We start from the raw sequence: 15,560 nt of genomic DNA on the forward strand, positions 1-15,560 counted from the left end.
CGCCGACGGGCCCCGGGACGGCGGAAACCCGGTGCCGGAAAGCCCCTCGGGACTTCCCGGCACCGGGTGCACCCCCGCAACCCCCGTGTGCGGCGGACCTGGCGACCGGCCGGCGGCCGGTGCGCGGCTAATCCGTGGCGATGGCGTTCAGCACGTTCATCCGGCCCGCCCGGAAGGCGGGGATCAGGGCGGCGAACAGGCCCACGAAGGCGGAGCCGACGAAGACCGCGGTGATCGTCGGCCAGGGGATGTCCAGGACCTTCAGGCCCTGGAGGGCGAGGAGCTTCTGGGCGGTCGCGCCCCAGCCCATGCCGAGGCCGAGGCCGAGCAGGGCGCCGAAGACGGCGATCACCACGGACTCCAGGCGGATCATGCGGCGCAGCTGGCGGCGGGAGAGACCGATGGCCCGCATCAGGCCGATCTCCCGGGTCCGCTCCACCACCGACAGGGCCAGGGTGTTCACCACACCGAGGACCGCGACGATGATCGCGAGGGCCAGCAGGCCGTAGATCATGTTGAGCAGTTGGCCGATCTGGTCCTTCAGCGCCTTCTTGAAGTCGGTCTGGTCGCGCACGTTCAGCGCCGGGTCGGCGTGCACGGTCCGCTTCAGCGACGCGTAGGCGGCGGCCTGCTGCCCGTCCTTGGCGGTGGCGAACACGAGCTGGTCCAGCGGCATCCGGTCGGCCGGTACGTACTTCGCGACGGTGGGGATGGCCGCGTACATCGCGCCCTTGTCGATCACGACCTCGTCGCTGGTGATGGCGCGGACCGTGAGCCGGGCGGCGCTGCCGCCCTTGAAGGCGACCGTGACCGTGGAACCGACCTTGATGCCGTGTTCCTTGGCGAAGCCCTCGAAGACGGACATGGAGTCCGGCCGGTAGGCGTCGGCGAGGTCGCCGGCGACCGTCTTGGTGCGCACGTCCTCGGCATAGGTGGCGTCGGCCGCGTTGATCGTCCCGTTCTTGACGACCTTGCCGTCCGGAGTGGTCAGGGTCGCGTCGAGGATCTTGTACTCGGTGACCCGCTCCAGGCCGGGCGTGGCCTTGATCTCCCGCACCATCTGCGGCTTGACGAAGGCGAACTCCTGGTCGCCCTGGACGATGAAGTCCGTGCCGACGGTCTTGTCCAGCTGGTCGGTGGCGGAGGCCACCATGGAGGAGCCGACCACCGAGAGGCAGGCCACCAGGGCGAGGCCGATCATCAGGGCGGCGCCGGTGGCACCGGTGCGGCGCGGATTGCGCAGCGCGTTGCGCTCGGCCATCCGCCCGACCGGCCCGAAGACCCGCAGCAGCACCACGCCGAGGACCCGGACCAGGCCGGCCGCGAGCAGCGGGCCGACAACCACGAACCCGACCAGGGTGCACAGCACGCCCAGGCCCAGCCAGCCCGAGCCGGTCTTGGCCTGGTCGGCGGTGGCGGCGACGTACAGGCAGGCCACACCCGCGCCGGTGAGCAGCAGGCCGAGGACGGCGCGCACGGCACCGGCCTTGGCGTCGGCCGGGGAACCGGCGTCGCGCAGCGCGGCCATCGGGGAGACCTTGCCGGCCCGCCGGGCGGGCAGGTAGGCCGCCAGCACGGTGACCACGACGCCCAGCAGCAGACCGAGCGCGGGCGTGGTCCAGGCGACGGTCAGGTCGTCCGTGGACAGCTCCATGCCCATGCCGCTCATCAGCTTCATCAGGCCGACCGCGATGCCGACGCCCGCGCCGACGCCGAGCACCGAGCCGATCAGGCCGAGCAGCAGCGCCTCGATCAGCACGGAGCGGTTGACCTGCTTGCGCGAGGAGCCGATGGCGCGCATCAGGCCGATCTCCCGGGTGCGCTGGGCGACCAGCATGGAGAAGGTGTTGATGATCAGGAAGATGCCGACCAGGAAGGCGATCCCGGCGAAGCCGAGCATCGCGTACTTCATGACGTTCAGGAAGCTCTCGACGCTCTTCTGGTTGGCGTCGGCGACCTCCTTGGCGGTGCGCACCTTGTAGCCGTGGCCGAGCGCGGCCGCGACGTCCTTCTTCAGCCGGTCGTCCGGCACGCCCTTGGCGGCGGTGACATTGACGTCGGTGTAGACGCCGGTGCGGCCGATCAGGGTCTGCTGGGCGGTCTTGGTGTCCAGGTAGAAGACGGCCGCCCCGGGGTTGGTCACCTGGAAGGCGGCGATGCCGCTCACGCGGGCGTGGTGCGTGCCGAGGACCGAGATCATGCCGATGTCGTCGCCGAGCTTCAGGTGGTGCTTGTCGGCGGTGTCCTTGTCCACCATCACCTGGTCCGGGCCCTTGGGCGCCGCACCGGTGGTGATCTTCATGGTGCGGGCGTCGTTGCCGTTCCAGCTGCCGACGATGGTGGGCCCGCCGCTGCTCGGCGACAGCTTGTCCTTCTTGCCGTCGATCACGGTCACCGAGGTGGAGAACACCGTGCCCTCGGCCGAACGCACGCCCTCGACGCCCCGGACGGTGCCGAGGACGGAGGCCGGCATGACCGGCGGCTTGCCGGTGCGGGAGGTCGTCTGCCCGGTGTCGGAGGCACCGCCGGCGCTGACCGTGACGTCCGAGGAGGTCGCCTGGAACAGCTTGTCGAAGGTGGTGTTCATGGTGTCGGTGAACACCAGGGTGCCGCACACGAAGGCGACCGACAGCAGGACCGCGACCGCCGAGAGCGCCATGCGGCCCTTGTGCGCGAAGAAGTTGCGCAGGGAGGTCTTCAGGACGGTCATGACGTACGGCCCCGGGAGTCGAAGTCCTTCATGCGGTCCAGGACCTGCTCGGCCGTCGGCTGGTGCATCTCGTCCACGATGCGGCCGTCGGCCAGGTACAGCACACGGTCCGCGTAGGAGGCGGCGACGGGGTCGTGGGTGACCATCACGATGGTCTGGCCCAGCTCGTCCACCGAGCGGCGCAGGAAGCCCAGCACCTCGGCGCCGGCGCGGGAGTCGAGGTTGCCGGTCGGCTCGTCACCGAAGATGATCTCCGGACGGGCGGCGAGCGCGCGGGCCACGGCGACGCGCTGCTGCTGGCCGCCGGAGAGCTGGGTCGGCCGGTGCTTGAGCCGGCCGGCGAGGCCGACGGTCTCCACGACCCGGTCCAGCCACGCCCGGTCGGGCTTGCGGCCGGCTATGTCCATGGGCAGCGTGATGTTCTCGAGGGCGTTGAGCGTCGGCAGCAGGTTGAACGCCTGGAAGATGAAGCCGATCCGGTCCCGGCGCAGCTGGGTGAGCTTCTTGTCCTTCAGGCCGGTGATCTCGGTGTCGTCCAGGAAGATCTGACCGCCCGTCACCGTGTCCAGGCCCGCGAGGCAGTGCATCAGTGTGGACTTGCCGGAGCCCGAGGGCCCCATGATCGCGGTGAAGCGGCCTCTGGCGATGTCCACGTCGACGTGGTCCAGGGCGACGACACGGGTCTCGCCGGACCCGTACGCCTTCACGACCTGCCGCGCCCGCGCGGCAACGGCCGTACGCTCTCCAGTGCCCCCGTGCCTGGGAATTGTCACAGCCGATGTCACGGTATTTCTCCTATGTCGGTCGGCAAGTTCGCGTGCCGCCCCGGTTCCGAGGCGTGTGTGTTCTGGGTACGTCGACGAGTCTCGCGGTTCGGCGGGTCGCACGCGCTGGTGCGAAGCCCCGTCTTCACGAGGGGGAAAACCCCACCCTCCCGGTCGTGCCAGCCGCCCCCCAGCGGCGTAAAGCCAGGTTAAGGACCACCCCGGCGCCGTCTCGTCCTCCGCCGGGACGAACCCGCCCCGAGCCGTTCTCCGGAGGACCCCCTAGGGGAACTCCACCGCCGCGTGGAGCCGGGACCGGGGCCGTCTCCACCCCCGGAGTACCACTGGCCGGGGTGCTCCTGGCCGCTGGCGGCTAGTCCAGGGCCGCCCGGCCCGTCAGCATCATCAGCTTGCTGCGGACGTGGTCCATGTGGGCCTGCACGTCGTCCCAGGCCTCGCTGTGCGCACGCAGCACCCGTTCCGTCTCCTGGGCGATGCGGCCGGCCCGGGCGCCGGCGTCGGCGACGATGCCGGCCGCGCGCGTACGGGCCTCCTCCTCGCAGCGGCGGGCGTACTCCCCGGCCTCGGCCAGCGCCCGTTCGGCGGCGGCCACTTCGGCCTCGGCGCGGGCCTCCAGTCCGGCGTGCCGGGCGTCCAGGGCGGCCACCCGTTCGGCCTCCTCGCGCTCGATCCCGGCCAGGCGCTCGGCCTGCTGCCGGGTCTGCTCGGCCAGCAGCGCGGCGGTGTGCCGCCGCGCCTCGCGCAGCGCCGCCAGGGACGCGCCGCGCCCGTCCTTCACCGCCCGGCGGGCATCGACGCGGATGGCGTCGGCCTCGGCACGCGCGGCGTCGAGGAGGCCGCGGGCGTGCTCGTCGGCCTCCGCGCGCAGCGCGTGCGCCGACTCCCCCGCCACCCGGCGCACTTCCTCGGCGTCCGCCTCGGCCCGCGCGACCCACTCCCGCGCCTCGCACCGCGCGCGCTCGCGCAGCTGCTCCGCCTCCTCCAGCGCGAGCCGGTACAGATTCCGCGCGCCCTCCGCGAGCGTCTCGTACTCCTGCGGCGCCAGGCGCGCGACGACCTCCCGCAGCCGCGCGAGGTCCGCCGCCATGTCCTTGGCCAGCACGGTCAGCCGCGCGGCGCGTTCCCACGCGGCGTCCCGGCCCTCGGACAGCGCCTCCAGGTACGCGTCGACCTGGTCGGGGCGGTAGCCACGCCCCCGGACGGTCGTGAAGCCGCCCGGCGGCATCCATGCGCTGCTCACCCTGGGAACCCCTCTCCGGCGGACCGACCGACAGGACGACTTCGCGCACATCGTGACGGATCCGGCGGAAGTGTTCATAACGCGACACTCCGCAGCCACGTCACGGGCGCGACATCGCCCGTCCCGGCCCAGGGGCTCCCGACCGGCGGCTACCGGTTCTCCCGCGCACCCCCCTCCGCGCCGCACACCGGCGTCCTCGTACGGTCCCGCACTACAGCAGGCCGTCCCACATCTGCTCCAGCAGCACCGACCACCAGCTCTCCGGCGAACCGAGCGCCGCCGGGTCGAGCGCGGCCAGCTGCGCCTGGAAGTCGACGGTCCAGCGGCCCGCCTGCTCCTGGTTCAGCCCGTACCGCAGCCGCCACATGCGGCCCAGCAGCGCCAGACAGCGCACGAACTCCGGCAGCCCGGTGTTCACGAACTGCGGCGGCACCGGCGCACCGCCCGGCCCGGCCTCCACCGGCACCGCCACGATGTGCGCCGTCCCGTACTGCACACAGAGCGCCTTGCCGAAGTCCGTGCCCATCACCAGGTACGACCCCGCGTCCGGCGCCGGCCGCACCCCGCGCTCGGCCGCCAGCTCCGCCAGCGTCGGCACCGGCCGGCCCGGCTGCGCCTGCGCCCAGAAGAACGGGCCCATGTCCAACGGCAGTCCGGCCACCACCAGGGTGTGCGCCACGACCGGCGGCACCCCCTGCCGGGACACCGCCTGCTGCTCGAACCGGAAGACCCCCGGCCCGAACGCCGCCGCCAGCTCCTGCGCCACGCCCTCCGGCGGCACCGGGGGCGCCACCTGCACCGGCGGCAACGGCGCACGCACCGGCGCGGGGCGCGCGGGGCCGTCCGCCACCTGGTGCAACTCGCCCTGGTGGGCCAGCAGTTGCTGCATGCCCTCCTGACGGCTCGCATGGTCCGTGCCGTACGGCGCGATGCTCGTGATCCGCGCCTGCGGCCACTGCTCCCGGATCATCCGCGCGCAGTAGGCACCCGGCAGCTCGCAGGACTCCAGCTCCGTGTGCAGCTCCAGCACCTGGTCCGGCGGCACGTTCATCGAGCGCAGCTCGTGGAAGATCTGCCACTCCGGATGCGGCGTACCCGGCGCGGACCGCCGGATCAGCTGCTGCTCCGAACCGTCCTGCGCCCGGTAGCGCAGGACGGCCTGGTAGCCCGGACCCACCGTCGGCTGCCCGGCGGGCGGCTGCGGATACCCGTACGCCGGCGGCTGCCCCGGCAGACGGCCACCCGGAGGCGGCACGGCGCCCGGGGGCATCGGCGGCGGCGGACCGGGGACACCGGGTGCGCCGGACGGCCCCGGCGGCATGCCCGGCGCACCGGACCCGGGGGGCGGCGGAGGCATGCCGGGACCGCCCGGGGCAGGCGCGGCCAGCATGGTCTCCGCGTGGTGCACGGCACCGGGAGGCTGCGGCGCCCCGGGAGCGGGGGGCGTGCCAGGAGCCGACGGGGGCCGCGGCGCCCCCGGCACCGGAGGCGTCCCCGGAGCCGCGGGCACGCCGGGGGCACCCGGAGCACCCGAACCGCCCTGCGCACCCGGAGCACCGGGCGCGCCCGGCATCCCCGGCGCCGCCGGCGGCTTCGGGGCACCGGGACCCATCGCGGCGGGGTCGGCCAGCATCGTGGCCGCGTGGTGTACGTCGCCGGGAGGCGTCGCCGGCTGCCGGGGGGCGCCCGGCGCGTCCGGCACGCCCGGCTCCCGCTCCCCGTCCACGCCGTCCTGCCCCTCGGGCCCGAGCGCGGACACCAGACGCGTCGGCACATACCCGCCCGACGACGCGCCCGGCGCGGGCGGCGTCGGCACACTCCCCGGGCGCGCGCCCGGCGTGCCCGGGGCACCCGGCGGCGGGGGCGGCGCACCCACCCCACCGCGCCCCTTCTTCGGCGGCGGCGCGGCCTTGCTCGTCGCGGCGTCCGCGATGTCCCCGGCGTTCGGCGCGAGCGGGCGCTCGGCGGCACCCGCACCGGCCGGCGGCCGGGACGCGTCCGGGGCGCCCGGCGCCTGCGGATGACCGTACGGCGGCGGAGCACTGCCCGGCGGCACCCCCGGGCCCCCGGGAACGGGCGCGGGCGGGGTGCCGGGACCCTGCGGATAGCCGTACACCGGAGCACCCGGCGCGGGCGCACCACCCGGCGCGGGGACACCGGGCCCCGCCGGCGCCGGATAGCCGTACACCGGAGCACCCGGCGGCGGAGGCGGAGGCGGCACACTGCCCTGCGGGCCACCGGGCACGGGCGGCGGCATCGGAGCGACACTCTGCGGACCACCCGACACCGGAGGCGGCATCGGAGCCACACTCTGCGGACCACCCGACACCGGAGGCGGCATCGGAGCCACACTCTGCGGACCACCCGACACCGGAGGCGGCATCGGAGCACCACCCGGCGAAGCACCCGGCACCGGAGGCGGCGTGCTCCCCTGCGGTGCGTCCGGCACCGCCGAACCTCCCCGCGCGTCCGGCCCGTTCGAGGTGTCGAGCGCCGGGGCAAGCGCCGTACGCGGCAACTGGCTGCCACCCGCCATCAACGCCGTCTTCGCGTCCGGCGCCACGGCCGGCGGCCTCGGCGCACCGTCGTCGGCATCGCTCAGCGGCGGCGCGAACACCGTCGCGGGCAACGGCACCGAACGGTCGTCGTCCTCACCCGCGCCCCCGTTCGTGTCCGTACCCGCCCAAGGCGTCGCCCCCTCGGGCACCCCGGCCGGGGCCGAACCCCCCAAAGAACCAACGGACTCGGCAGACTCACCGGAGTCACCGGAATCGGCAAAGTCACCGGAATCCGAAGCCGCCCCCTGCGGCCGCCGCTCCCCGATCCCCAGCTTGTCCGCCGCCTCCTGCAACCACTCCGGAGGCGTCAACAGGAACGACGTCTGATTCAGATCCACCCGCGCCAGCGCCGGCGCCGGCACCGCGTCCCGCGGACCATCGGGCCCCCCGTACTCCTCCTCGTACCGGCGGATCACCTCACCCACCGGCAACGCGGGCCACAACGTCGCCTCCCCGCTGTCCCGCGCGATCACCAACCGCTGCGACCCCGCGTCCGAACGCGGCCCCTCCGCCCGGTCCTCACCCCACACCACGAAACCCAGCTCGAACTCCCGCACCCGCACCTCGCGGTGCTGGTACACGGGCACATCCCCGTTGATCCACTCCTCGGCGCGCTCCTGCGCCTGCGCGTACGTCACCATCGCCGAAAGCTCACTCCCCCACCGCGCCGGAAGACACCGGGACGACACGCGCGAAACCGCCGTCCACCATCAGGTTCGCCACCGTCTCCAACTCCGGCGGACTGCCCGCCAGACGGGACAGAAAGACATCGAAGTCCTCACCGCACGGCAGCAGCAGACGCTCCACCCGCTCGGCCGGCGGCCACGACGGATCGACGTCCCGCACATCGTCGTACGCGCAGAACCACACCGAACCCAGCCGCTCGCCCCGCACCTTCACCGCGAGCAACCCGCCCTGCACGAACGCCACCCCGAGGTAGTCCTTCGTCAGATGGTCACGCAGACACTTGTTCACATAGACCAGATCATTGACCGCGGCCTCGTCCCGCACCGTGAAGAACGGCTGGTCCAGCAACAACCCCAACTCGGCGTCCAACGCCGTACCCACCGGAGCACAACCACCCGCAGCCTTCAGGAAGTCACGGTAGGCACCCGGCAACCGGTACCCCAGATCCTCCTCGACCCCCTGCACCTGCGCCTCGGACACCGCCACACCCGACTTCGGCAGACCGAAATGCGCCGGCCGCGTCTCCTGCAACGGCCGCGTACCCCGCTTCCCGTGATCCACCGGAGCCGTCGCCACCCCACCGTGATGCCGCAGCAACGCCTTCACCTCGACCGGAACCAACTCCAGCCGCCGCGAACCCGCCACGTGATGCCACGTCCAGCCGTGCGGCGTCGCCACATCCGGCACCGTGTCCCACAACTCGTGCCCCGCCGCCGCCAACGCCGCGTTCGCCGACACATAGTCCGTCAACCGCAACTCGTCGACACCGAAACCCTCCGGCGGCTCCGCGATCTCCACCGCCACCCGCGCATACGGCGAGAAATCCGGGAAACCCCGCTCGTCCACCCGCACACCCCCCGGATGGCGCGCCGCCCGCACCGGATCCGGGAAGTGCACCACCTGCCCGGCATACGCCGCGTTCGGCGGCACGGCCCCTCCCGGCGCCTGGCGGCCGGGAGGTGCCCCCAGCCCGAGCCGACCTGTCGTCATGGCGGTTGCCCCCTGAGGCGTTCTCTTAGGCCTGAACGGCGGTGTCCATCACGGATGCCGACAGCCTAAGCGGTACCCGAACCACGGTCACCGGCCCGCCACAACCCCACACCCCCGCACCCCGACCACCTCCGTGACCAGCCGTCACCCCACCGTGACGAACCCCACCCCCCACGGGCGTGTCGCGCCGCCCCAGCTTCCACGCGACCCACGGCATTTGGCACCCTGTGTCCTTCGGGGGACACCCGGGGAGGGAAACGCCAACATGAATACCTTGCAGACCGGAGGTACCGACGTGCGCGCCGGCGACCCGCGCATCGACTGGAGCGGCACCGAGGCACCACCCGCCCCCACCCTCCGGCACCGCCGCGACGGCATCCTGCCCACCGTCGCCGCCGCCCTCTCCGTCCACGGCACCACCCTCACCTGCACCGCCGCCCGCGGCGAGGAACCCCCCACCCTGCACCCCCTCGTCCAGGACTTCCTCGACACCCTCCCCAGCGCCCAACGCGACCGCTTCACCGGCCGCTGCGCCGAAACCATCCTCATCTCCCGGCACCTCACCGCCGCCGACGCCACCCGCAGCAAACGCGCCTCCCGCAGACCCATGACCAACGGCGAAGCCCGCAAAGCCCTCAAGCACGCCAAACTCACCGCCCGCCGCATACGCGAGGACGGCGACCCGCTCCACGGCAGCTTCGCCACCCCCTGCCGCGCCTGCACCGCCCTCACCGCACACTTCGGCGTCCGCATCGTCGACCCCACCGCCGACTGACGCCCACGCACCACCCCATCCGCACGACGAACGAACGGCAGATGCACCCGGACCGCACCTCCACCACACGCTTCCCCGTCCCCGTCGACGCCAGCCTGCGCAACGCCGGCTGGGAACCCGGACGCTGGGACATAAAACAGGCCGAGATCTGGGCCGACACCCTGCGCGACCACACCTCACCCGCAGGACACCGGCACACCGTCTTCCCCGCCGCCGTCGAGGCCTGGGCCGAATTCGGCGACCTGCACATCACCCCCGGCGGCCCCGGCCGCCAGATCGCCCCCGCCACCCTCCACCTCGACCCCCTCCAGGGCCTCCACCACGCCCGCACCCTCGGCGACCTCGGCCGCGCCCTCGGTACCGAACTGTGCCCCCTCGGCACCGAGACCGACACCGCCGCCGTCCTCGCCATCGACACCCAAGGCCGCGTCTACGCCCTCGACCACACCGGCGACTGGTACATCGGCCCCGACATCGACCACGCCCTGACCACCCTCATCACCGGCATAACACCCGTACGCCTCACCGCCGGCTGACCCCCGCCACCGAGCCGCTACACCGCCGGAATCACCGCCGACACCCGGAAACCACCCGCATCCGTCGGCCCCGACACGAACACCCCGCCCAGCGCCAGCACCCGCTCCCGCATCCCCACCAGACCATTGCCACCCGACGGCAGCCCCGCCGCCGACGCCGACCCCGGCTCCGGCGGCGGCTCGTTCTCCACCTGCATCGCGATCTCCGACGCCCGATGCGCCAACCGCACATGCGTCTTCGCCCCCGCCGCATGCTTGTGCACGTTCGTCAACGCCTCCTGCACCACCCGGTACGCCGTCTGCTCCACCTCCGCCGCATACGACCGCACCTCACCCTCCACCGACAGATCCACGACCATCCCCGCCGCCGCCGACTGCCCCAGCAACTCCTCCAGCTCCGACAGACACGGCCCCTCGGCCACCTCCTCGGCCACCCGCGAAGCCGCCGCCGCGGCCGCCTCCCCCACCGCCGCCAACGGCACCCCCGCCGGCCGCCGGACCACGTCCTCCCCCGCCCGCAGCACCCCGAGCATCTCCCGCAACTCCGTCAACGCCTGCCGGCCCATGTCCCCCACCAGCGCCGCGTTGCGCACCGCCTTCTCCGGATCCTTCCGCGCCACCGCCTGCAACGCCGCCGCGTGCACCACCATCAGACTCACCCGGTGCGCCACCACGTCGTGCATCTCCCGCGCGATCCGCGTCCGCTCCTCGTTGCGCGCCCACTCGGCCCGCTCCTCCGCCCGCTCCGCGAGCAGCTGAAGCTCCCGCTCCAGACTGTCCGCCCGCTCCCGCAGACTCTCCATCAACCGGCGCCGCGCCCCCACGTACAACCCCAGCAACACCGGCGGAGCCGTCAGCCCCAGCGCCGTCGCCACCGCCGCGAACGGCACGAACCAGTCACCCAGGGTCAGATCACCGCGCGCCAGGTCCTGCCGGACCCGGACGAACGTCACCGCCGCCGTACCCGCCAGCGACATGCCCGCCAGCACCCCGATGATCCGCCGCGGCACCTCGGCCGCCGCCAGCGTGTACAGACCCACGATGCCCAGCAGGAAACCCATCTGCGCCGGGGTCACCGCGATCGCCACCAGCACCACCACGACCGGCCACCTGCGCCGCACCAGCAGCACGGCACCGGCCGCCACACCGAACAGGACCCCCGCCCAGACCGGGATCCCCGCGTCCCGGGCGAAACCCAGCCCCTCCGCACCGCACTCCGCGGCCGACGCCACGGCGAGCGCCCCGTCGAACACCGCGCTGCGCCGCCGCGGCCACCACCAAGGGCCGGTCAGCGCCCTGGAGTGGTCTTCCCCCGTCATGGTCATGCGTCCAGCCTAAGGGCGCGGAGCGGGGCTTTTCCGGTGACTTTCACCTACCTGCACACAGCACACCCCACGTCCCACCTCGCTCGAAACCTCCCCCTATCCCTCGAACTGGTGAACTCCATCCGTTCGATCCCGGAATCCCACATTCCACCCGGACGGTGTGCCTATGACACACCCCCACGGCAGACACGCCGACTTCGAGGACCTCCGGAACCGGGCGATCGCCCTGCGCCGCGCGGGCCACAGCCTCCGGCAGATCCGCGACCAGCTGAAGATCTTCAACAACGACGTCCTCAACCGCCTGGTCAAGGGCGAACCCCCACCCGCCTGGACCAAACGCCCCAACGCCAAGGACGACCTGCGGCAACGCGCCCGCGAACTACGACTCCAGGGGTGGACCTACGACCGGATCCAGGTCGAGCTGGGCTGCTCGAAGAGCTCGATCTCACTATGGGTGCGGGACCTGCCGCGGCCGGAACGGCGGTCTCCGTCCGAACAGGCACGGATGGCGGCGCGCAAGCGCTGGGAGCACGAGCTGGCGGTACGGGACGAACAGCGCCGGAAGACCAAGGCGGCCGCCGCGGACGAGATCGGCACGATGACCGACCGCGATCTGTTCCTGGCGGGCGTCGCCCTCTACTGGGCCGAGGGCTCCAAGGACAAGCCGTACGCCCGACGCGAGAACGTGCAGTTCGTCAACAGCGACCCCGGTGTGGTCCGGGTCTACCTGGCCTGGCTGGACCTGCTCGGGATCGAACGCGAGCGCCTCCGGTACCGCGTGATGATCCATGCGACGGGCGACGTCGAGGGGGCCCGGCGCCACTGGGCCGACCTCGTCCAGGCCGACCCCGCCGAGTTCCAGCGGACGACCATCAAGAAGCACAACCCGAAAACTGTCCGCAAGAACGTCGGCGAGGACTACCGGGGATGCCTCGTGATCAACGTTCTGCAAGGAGCGGAGCTGTACCGTCGCATCGAAGGCTGGTGGTACGGCATAGTAGGGGCTGTCACTGCGACCGATCTTCCAAATCGGACATAGCGGTAATCCCGGGTCGTCTAAGGGCAAGACGTCAGATTTTGGTTCTGATCATGGGGGTTCGAGTCCTCCCCCGGGAGCACATCCTCGGTTCGGGTCCTGACCGGCGAACGCCCCGTCAGGGCCCGCACTCATACCCCCCGAAACCCGCCCCGGTATCCTGCGGCTGTTCCCCACCCATTCAGAGCCGAAGGGCAACCCTGTGAGTGCCATCCGCCCGGCAGCCGTCGTCGTTCTCGCAGCGGGTGAGGGCACCCGTATGAAGTCGGCCACACCCAAGGTGCTGCACCAGATCTGCGGCCGCTCCCTCGTGGGCCATGTGCTCGCCGCCGCCCGCGAGTTGCAGCCCGAGAACCTGGTCGTCGTCGTCGGCCACGCCCGTGAGCAGGTCACCGCGCACCTGACGGAGATCGACCCCGCCGTCCGCACCGCCGTGCAGGAGCAGCAGAACGGCACCGGACACGCCGTGCGGATGGGTCTCGAGGAACTCGGGGGCGCCGTCGCCGGCACCGTGGTCGTCGTCTGCGGGGACACCCCGCTGCTGACCGCCGAGACGCTGCGGCGGCTCGCCGAGACGCACCACGCCGACGGCAACGCCGTGACCGTGCTGACCGCCGAGGTCCCGGACGCGACCGGGTACGGCCGGATCGTGCGGGACGAGGCGTCGGGCGCGGTGACGGCGATCGTGGAGCACAAGGACGCGAGCGAGGCCCAGCGGGCGATCCGGGAGATCAACAGCGGGGTGTTCGCGTTCGACGGCCGGCTGCTGGCGGACGCGCTGACGAAGGTGCGCAAGAACAACAGCCAAGGTGAGGAGTACCTCACGGACGTGCTGGGCATCCTGCGCGAGGCCGGGCACCGGGTCGGTGCCTCGGTGGCCGGTGATCACCGGGAGATCGCGGGGATCAACAACCGGGTGCAGCTGGCCGAGGCGCGCCGGATCCTCAACGACCGGTTGCTGACGCGGGCGATGCTGGACGGGGTCACCGTCGTGGACCCGGCCACCACGTGGGTGGACGTGACCGTGACCTTCGAGCGGGACGCGGTGGTGCATCCGGGTACGCAGCTGACGGGTGCCACGCATCTGGCGGAGGGTGCGGAGGTCGGGCCCAACACCCGGTTGAAGGACACCAAGGTGGGTGCCGGGGCGCGGGTGGACAACACCGTGTCGGACGGGGCCGTGGTGGGTGCCGGGGCGAGTGTGGGGCCGTACGCGTATCTGCGGCCTGGGACGCGGCTGGGTGCCAAGGGCAAGATCGGGACGTACGTCGAGACGAAGAACGCGCGGATCGGTGAGGGCACGAAGGTGCCGCACCTGTCGTACGTGGGTGACGCGACGATCGGTGAGTACACCAACATCGGTGCGGCGAGCGTGTTCGTGAACTACGACGGTCAGGACAAGCATCACACGACGATCGGGTCGCATTGCCGGACGGGTTCGGACAACATGTTTGTGGCGCCTGTCACGGTCGGGGACGGTGCCTACACGGCCGCGGGTTCCGTGATCACGAAGGACGTGCCGCCCGGTTCGCTGGCCGTGGCCCGTGGTCAGCAGCGGAATATCGAGGGTTGGGTGGCTCGGAAGCGGCCGGGGAGCGCGGCGGCGAAGGCGGCCGAGGAGGCGTCCCGGCCGCGCGGGAACGAGGACTGACCGGAAACGAGTGCGTCAAACTCGGCGTACCGTGATAAGTGCACATCCGCGCAGGTGCATCCACACCCCTACCAGCTGATTCGGCCTCTCACGCTCGGACGGGAGGTCGTTCGAGCAGCCGCCTGGCTGAGACAACCTCTGAGGAGACAGTGCTGTGACCGGGATCAAGACGACCGGCGAGAAGAAGATGATGTTCTTCTCCGGCCGCGCCCACCCCGAGCTTGCCGAGGAGGTCGCCCAGCAGCTGGGTGTCGGGGTCGTCCCGACGAAGGCCTTCGATTTCGCCAACGGTGAGATCTACGTTCGTTACCAGGAGTCGGCCCGTGGTGCGGACTGCTTCCTGATCCAGAGCCACACGGCTCCGATCAACAAGTGGATCATGGAGCAGCTGATCATGATCGACGCGCTGAAGCGTGCGTCGGCTCGTTCGATCACGGTGATCGTGCCGTTCTACGGTTACGCGCGGCAGGACAAGAAGCACCGGGGTCGTGAACCGATTTCGGCGCGTCTGATCGCGGATCTGATGAAGACGGCGGGTGCCGACCGGATTCTGACCGTGGATCTGCACACGGACCAGATCCAGGGCTTCTTCGACGGTCCGGTGGATCACCTCTTCGCGCTGCCGCTGCTGGCGGACTACGTGGGCGAGCAGGTGGACCGGAACAAGCTGACGGTGGTCTCGCCGGACGCGGGCCGGGTGCGGGTGGCGGACCGGTGGTGTGACCGGCTGGGTGCGCCGCTGGCGATCGTGCACAAGCGGCGTGACAAGGACGTGGCGAACCAGGTGACCGTCCACGAGGTCGTGGGTGAGGTCAAGGGCCGGGTGTGTGTCCTGGTGGACGACATGATCGACACGGGTGGCACGATCTGTGCGGCGGCCGACGCGTTGTTCGCGCACGGTGCGGAGGACGTCATCGTGACGGCGACGCACGGTGTGCTGTCGGGTCCGGCGGCGGACCGGCTGAAGAACTCGCGGGTGAGCGAGTTCGTGTTCACGAACACGCTGCCGACGCCGGCGGAGCTGGGCCGGGATCTGGACAAGATCACGGTGCTGTCGATCGCTCCGACGATCGCGAGCGCGGTGCGTGAGGTGTTCGAGGACGGTTCGGTGACCAGCCTCTTCGACGAGCAGTGAGGTTTCTTCAGGCCGGCCGTCCCGGCTAGCCGAAGATCCTTTTGGGTACGGCCTCCCGGTCCGAGTAAACTGCACGAGTTGCTCGGCGAGGGAGGCCGTACTTCTGTGTACGGCGGTCCGTTATCGACGCGC

11 protein-coding genes and 1 tRNA gene are annotated in these 15,560 nt (G+C 71.9%); 6 read left to right on the forward strand and 6 right to left on the reverse strand.

From position 1 onward, the window contains the following. Window positions 1–127 precede the first annotated feature (127 nt). From BLW85_RS17080 to BLW85_RS17100, 5 genes are all read right to left on the reverse strand, one after another. Window positions 128–2,710 carry an ABC transporter permease gene (locus tag BLW85_RS17080; protein WP_074992500.1) on the reverse strand — a complete coding sequence of 861 codons (2,583 nt, stop codon included), beginning with the start codon at window positions 2,708–2,710 and terminating at the stop codon, window positions 128–130. Continuing rightward, the gene (locus BLW85_RS17085; protein ID WP_070023702.1) at window positions 2,707–3,495 is read right to left on the reverse strand and encodes an ABC transporter ATP-binding protein; all 789 of its coding nucleotides are present in this window, start codon (window positions 3,493–3,495) and stop codon (window positions 2,707–2,709) included. The genes BLW85_RS17080 and BLW85_RS17085 overlap by 4 nt, the downstream gene beginning before the upstream one ends. A 352-nt stretch (window positions 3,496–3,847) precedes the next feature. Continuing rightward, window positions 3,848–4,720 (reverse strand): DivIVA domain-containing protein, encoded by an 873-nt coding sequence (locus tag BLW85_RS17090; protein WP_107409134.1) that lies wholly within the window; start codon window positions 4,718–4,720, stop codon window positions 3,848–3,850. Window positions 4,721–4,946: 226 nt separating this feature from the next. Next, entirely contained in the window at window positions 4,947–7,934 is a 2,988-nt protein-coding gene (locus BLW85_RS17095) for an SUKH-4 family immunity protein (protein WP_074992502.1), read from the reverse strand. Window positions 7,935–7,944: 10 nt separating this feature from the next. Beyond that, a complete protein-coding gene (locus tag BLW85_RS17100; RefSeq protein ID WP_070023705.1) occupies window positions 7,945–8,970 on the reverse strand; it encodes an SMI1/KNR4 family protein in 1,026 nt (341 codons plus the stop codon). A gap of 265 nt (window positions 8,971–9,235) precedes the next feature. Here BLW85_RS17100 and BLW85_RS17105 point away from each other — a divergent pair, with 265 nt between their 5' ends. Beyond that, window positions 9,236–9,745, forward strand: coding sequence for a YwqJ-related putative deaminase (locus BLW85_RS17105; RefSeq protein ID WP_074992503.1), 510 nt, complete (start codon window positions 9,236–9,238; stop codon window positions 9,743–9,745). 41 nt (window positions 9,746–9,786) lie between these two features. Continuing rightward, window positions 9,787–10,281 carry an SUKH-3 domain-containing protein gene (locus BLW85_RS17110; protein WP_070023707.1) on the forward strand — a complete coding sequence of 165 codons (495 nt, stop codon included), beginning with the start codon at window positions 9,787–9,789 and terminating at the stop codon, window positions 10,279–10,281. 17 nt (window positions 10,282–10,298) lie between these two features. Here the strand turns inward: BLW85_RS17110 and BLW85_RS17115 are convergent, their stop codons facing one another. Beyond that, window positions 10,299–11,606 (reverse strand): sensor histidine kinase, encoded by a 1,308-nt coding sequence (locus tag BLW85_RS17115; protein WP_074992504.1) that lies wholly within the window; start codon window positions 11,604–11,606, stop codon window positions 10,299–10,301. 166 nt (window positions 11,607–11,772) lie between these two features. Here BLW85_RS17115 and BLW85_RS17120 point away from each other — a divergent pair, with 166 nt between their 5' ends. The 4 genes from BLW85_RS17120 to BLW85_RS17135 all read left to right on the forward strand — a co-directional run bounded on the left by BLW85_RS17120 (window position 11,773) and on the right by BLW85_RS17135 (window position 15,428). Further along, the gene (locus BLW85_RS17120) at window positions 11,773–12,645 is read left to right on the forward strand and encodes a hypothetical protein (RefSeq protein WP_074992505.1); all 873 of its coding nucleotides are present in this window, start codon (window positions 11,773–11,775) and stop codon (window positions 12,643–12,645) included. 6 nt (window positions 12,646–12,651) lie between these two features. Continuing rightward, window positions 12,652–12,722 (forward strand) — tRNA-Gln (locus BLW85_RS17125). A 122-nt stretch (window positions 12,723–12,844) separates the two neighbouring features. Continuing rightward, the gene (gene glmU, locus BLW85_RS17130; protein WP_071828482.1) at window positions 12,845–14,293 is read left to right on the forward strand and encodes a bifunctional UDP-N-acetylglucosamine diphosphorylase/glucosamine-1-phosphate N-acetyltransferase GlmU; all 1,449 of its coding nucleotides are present in this window, start codon (window positions 12,845–12,847) and stop codon (window positions 14,291–14,293) included. Window positions 14,294–14,447: 154 nt separating this feature from the next. Then, window positions 14,448–15,428, forward strand: a complete 981-nt coding sequence (locus tag BLW85_RS17135) for a ribose-phosphate diphosphokinase (protein ID WP_070023711.1) — start codon at window positions 14,448–14,450, stop codon at window positions 15,426–15,428. Window positions 15,429–15,560: the final 132 nt, after the last annotated feature.

Source organism: Streptomyces misionensis, from assembly GCF_900104815.1.
Taxonomy (GTDB): domain Bacteria; phylum Actinomycetota; class Actinomycetes; order Streptomycetales; family Streptomycetaceae; genus Streptomyces; species Streptomyces misionensis.

Coding starts and splice junctions, on each gene's coding strand:
- BLW85_RS17080 (WP_074992500.1), bottom strand. CDS start 2,710: ATGACCGTCCTGAAGACCTCCCTGCGCAACTTCTTCGCGCACAAGGGC.
- BLW85_RS17110 (WP_070023707.1), top strand. CDS start 9,787: ATGCACCCGGACCGCACCTCCACCACACGCTTCCCCGTCCCCGTCGAC.
- BLW85_RS17120 (WP_074992505.1), top strand. CDS start 11,773: ATGACACACCCCCACGGCAGACACGCCGACTTCGAGGACCTCCGGAAC.
- BLW85_RS17115 (WP_074992504.1), bottom strand. CDS start 11,606: ATGACCATGACGGGGGAAGACCACTCCAGGGCGCTGACCGGCCCTTGG.
- BLW85_RS17090 (WP_107409134.1), bottom strand. CDS start 4,720: ATGCCGCCGGGCGGCTTCACGACCGTCCGGGGGCGTGGCTACCGCCCC.
- BLW85_RS17105 (WP_074992503.1), top strand. CDS start 9,236: ATGAATACCTTGCAGACCGGAGGTACCGACGTGCGCGCCGGCGACCCG.
- BLW85_RS17095 (WP_074992502.1), bottom strand. CDS start 7,934: ATGGTGACGTACGCGCAGGCGCAGGAGCGCGCCGAGGAGTGGATCAAC.
- BLW85_RS17100 (WP_070023705.1), bottom strand. CDS start 8,970: ATGACGACAGGTCGGCTCGGGCTGGGGGCACCTCCCGGCCGCCAGGCG.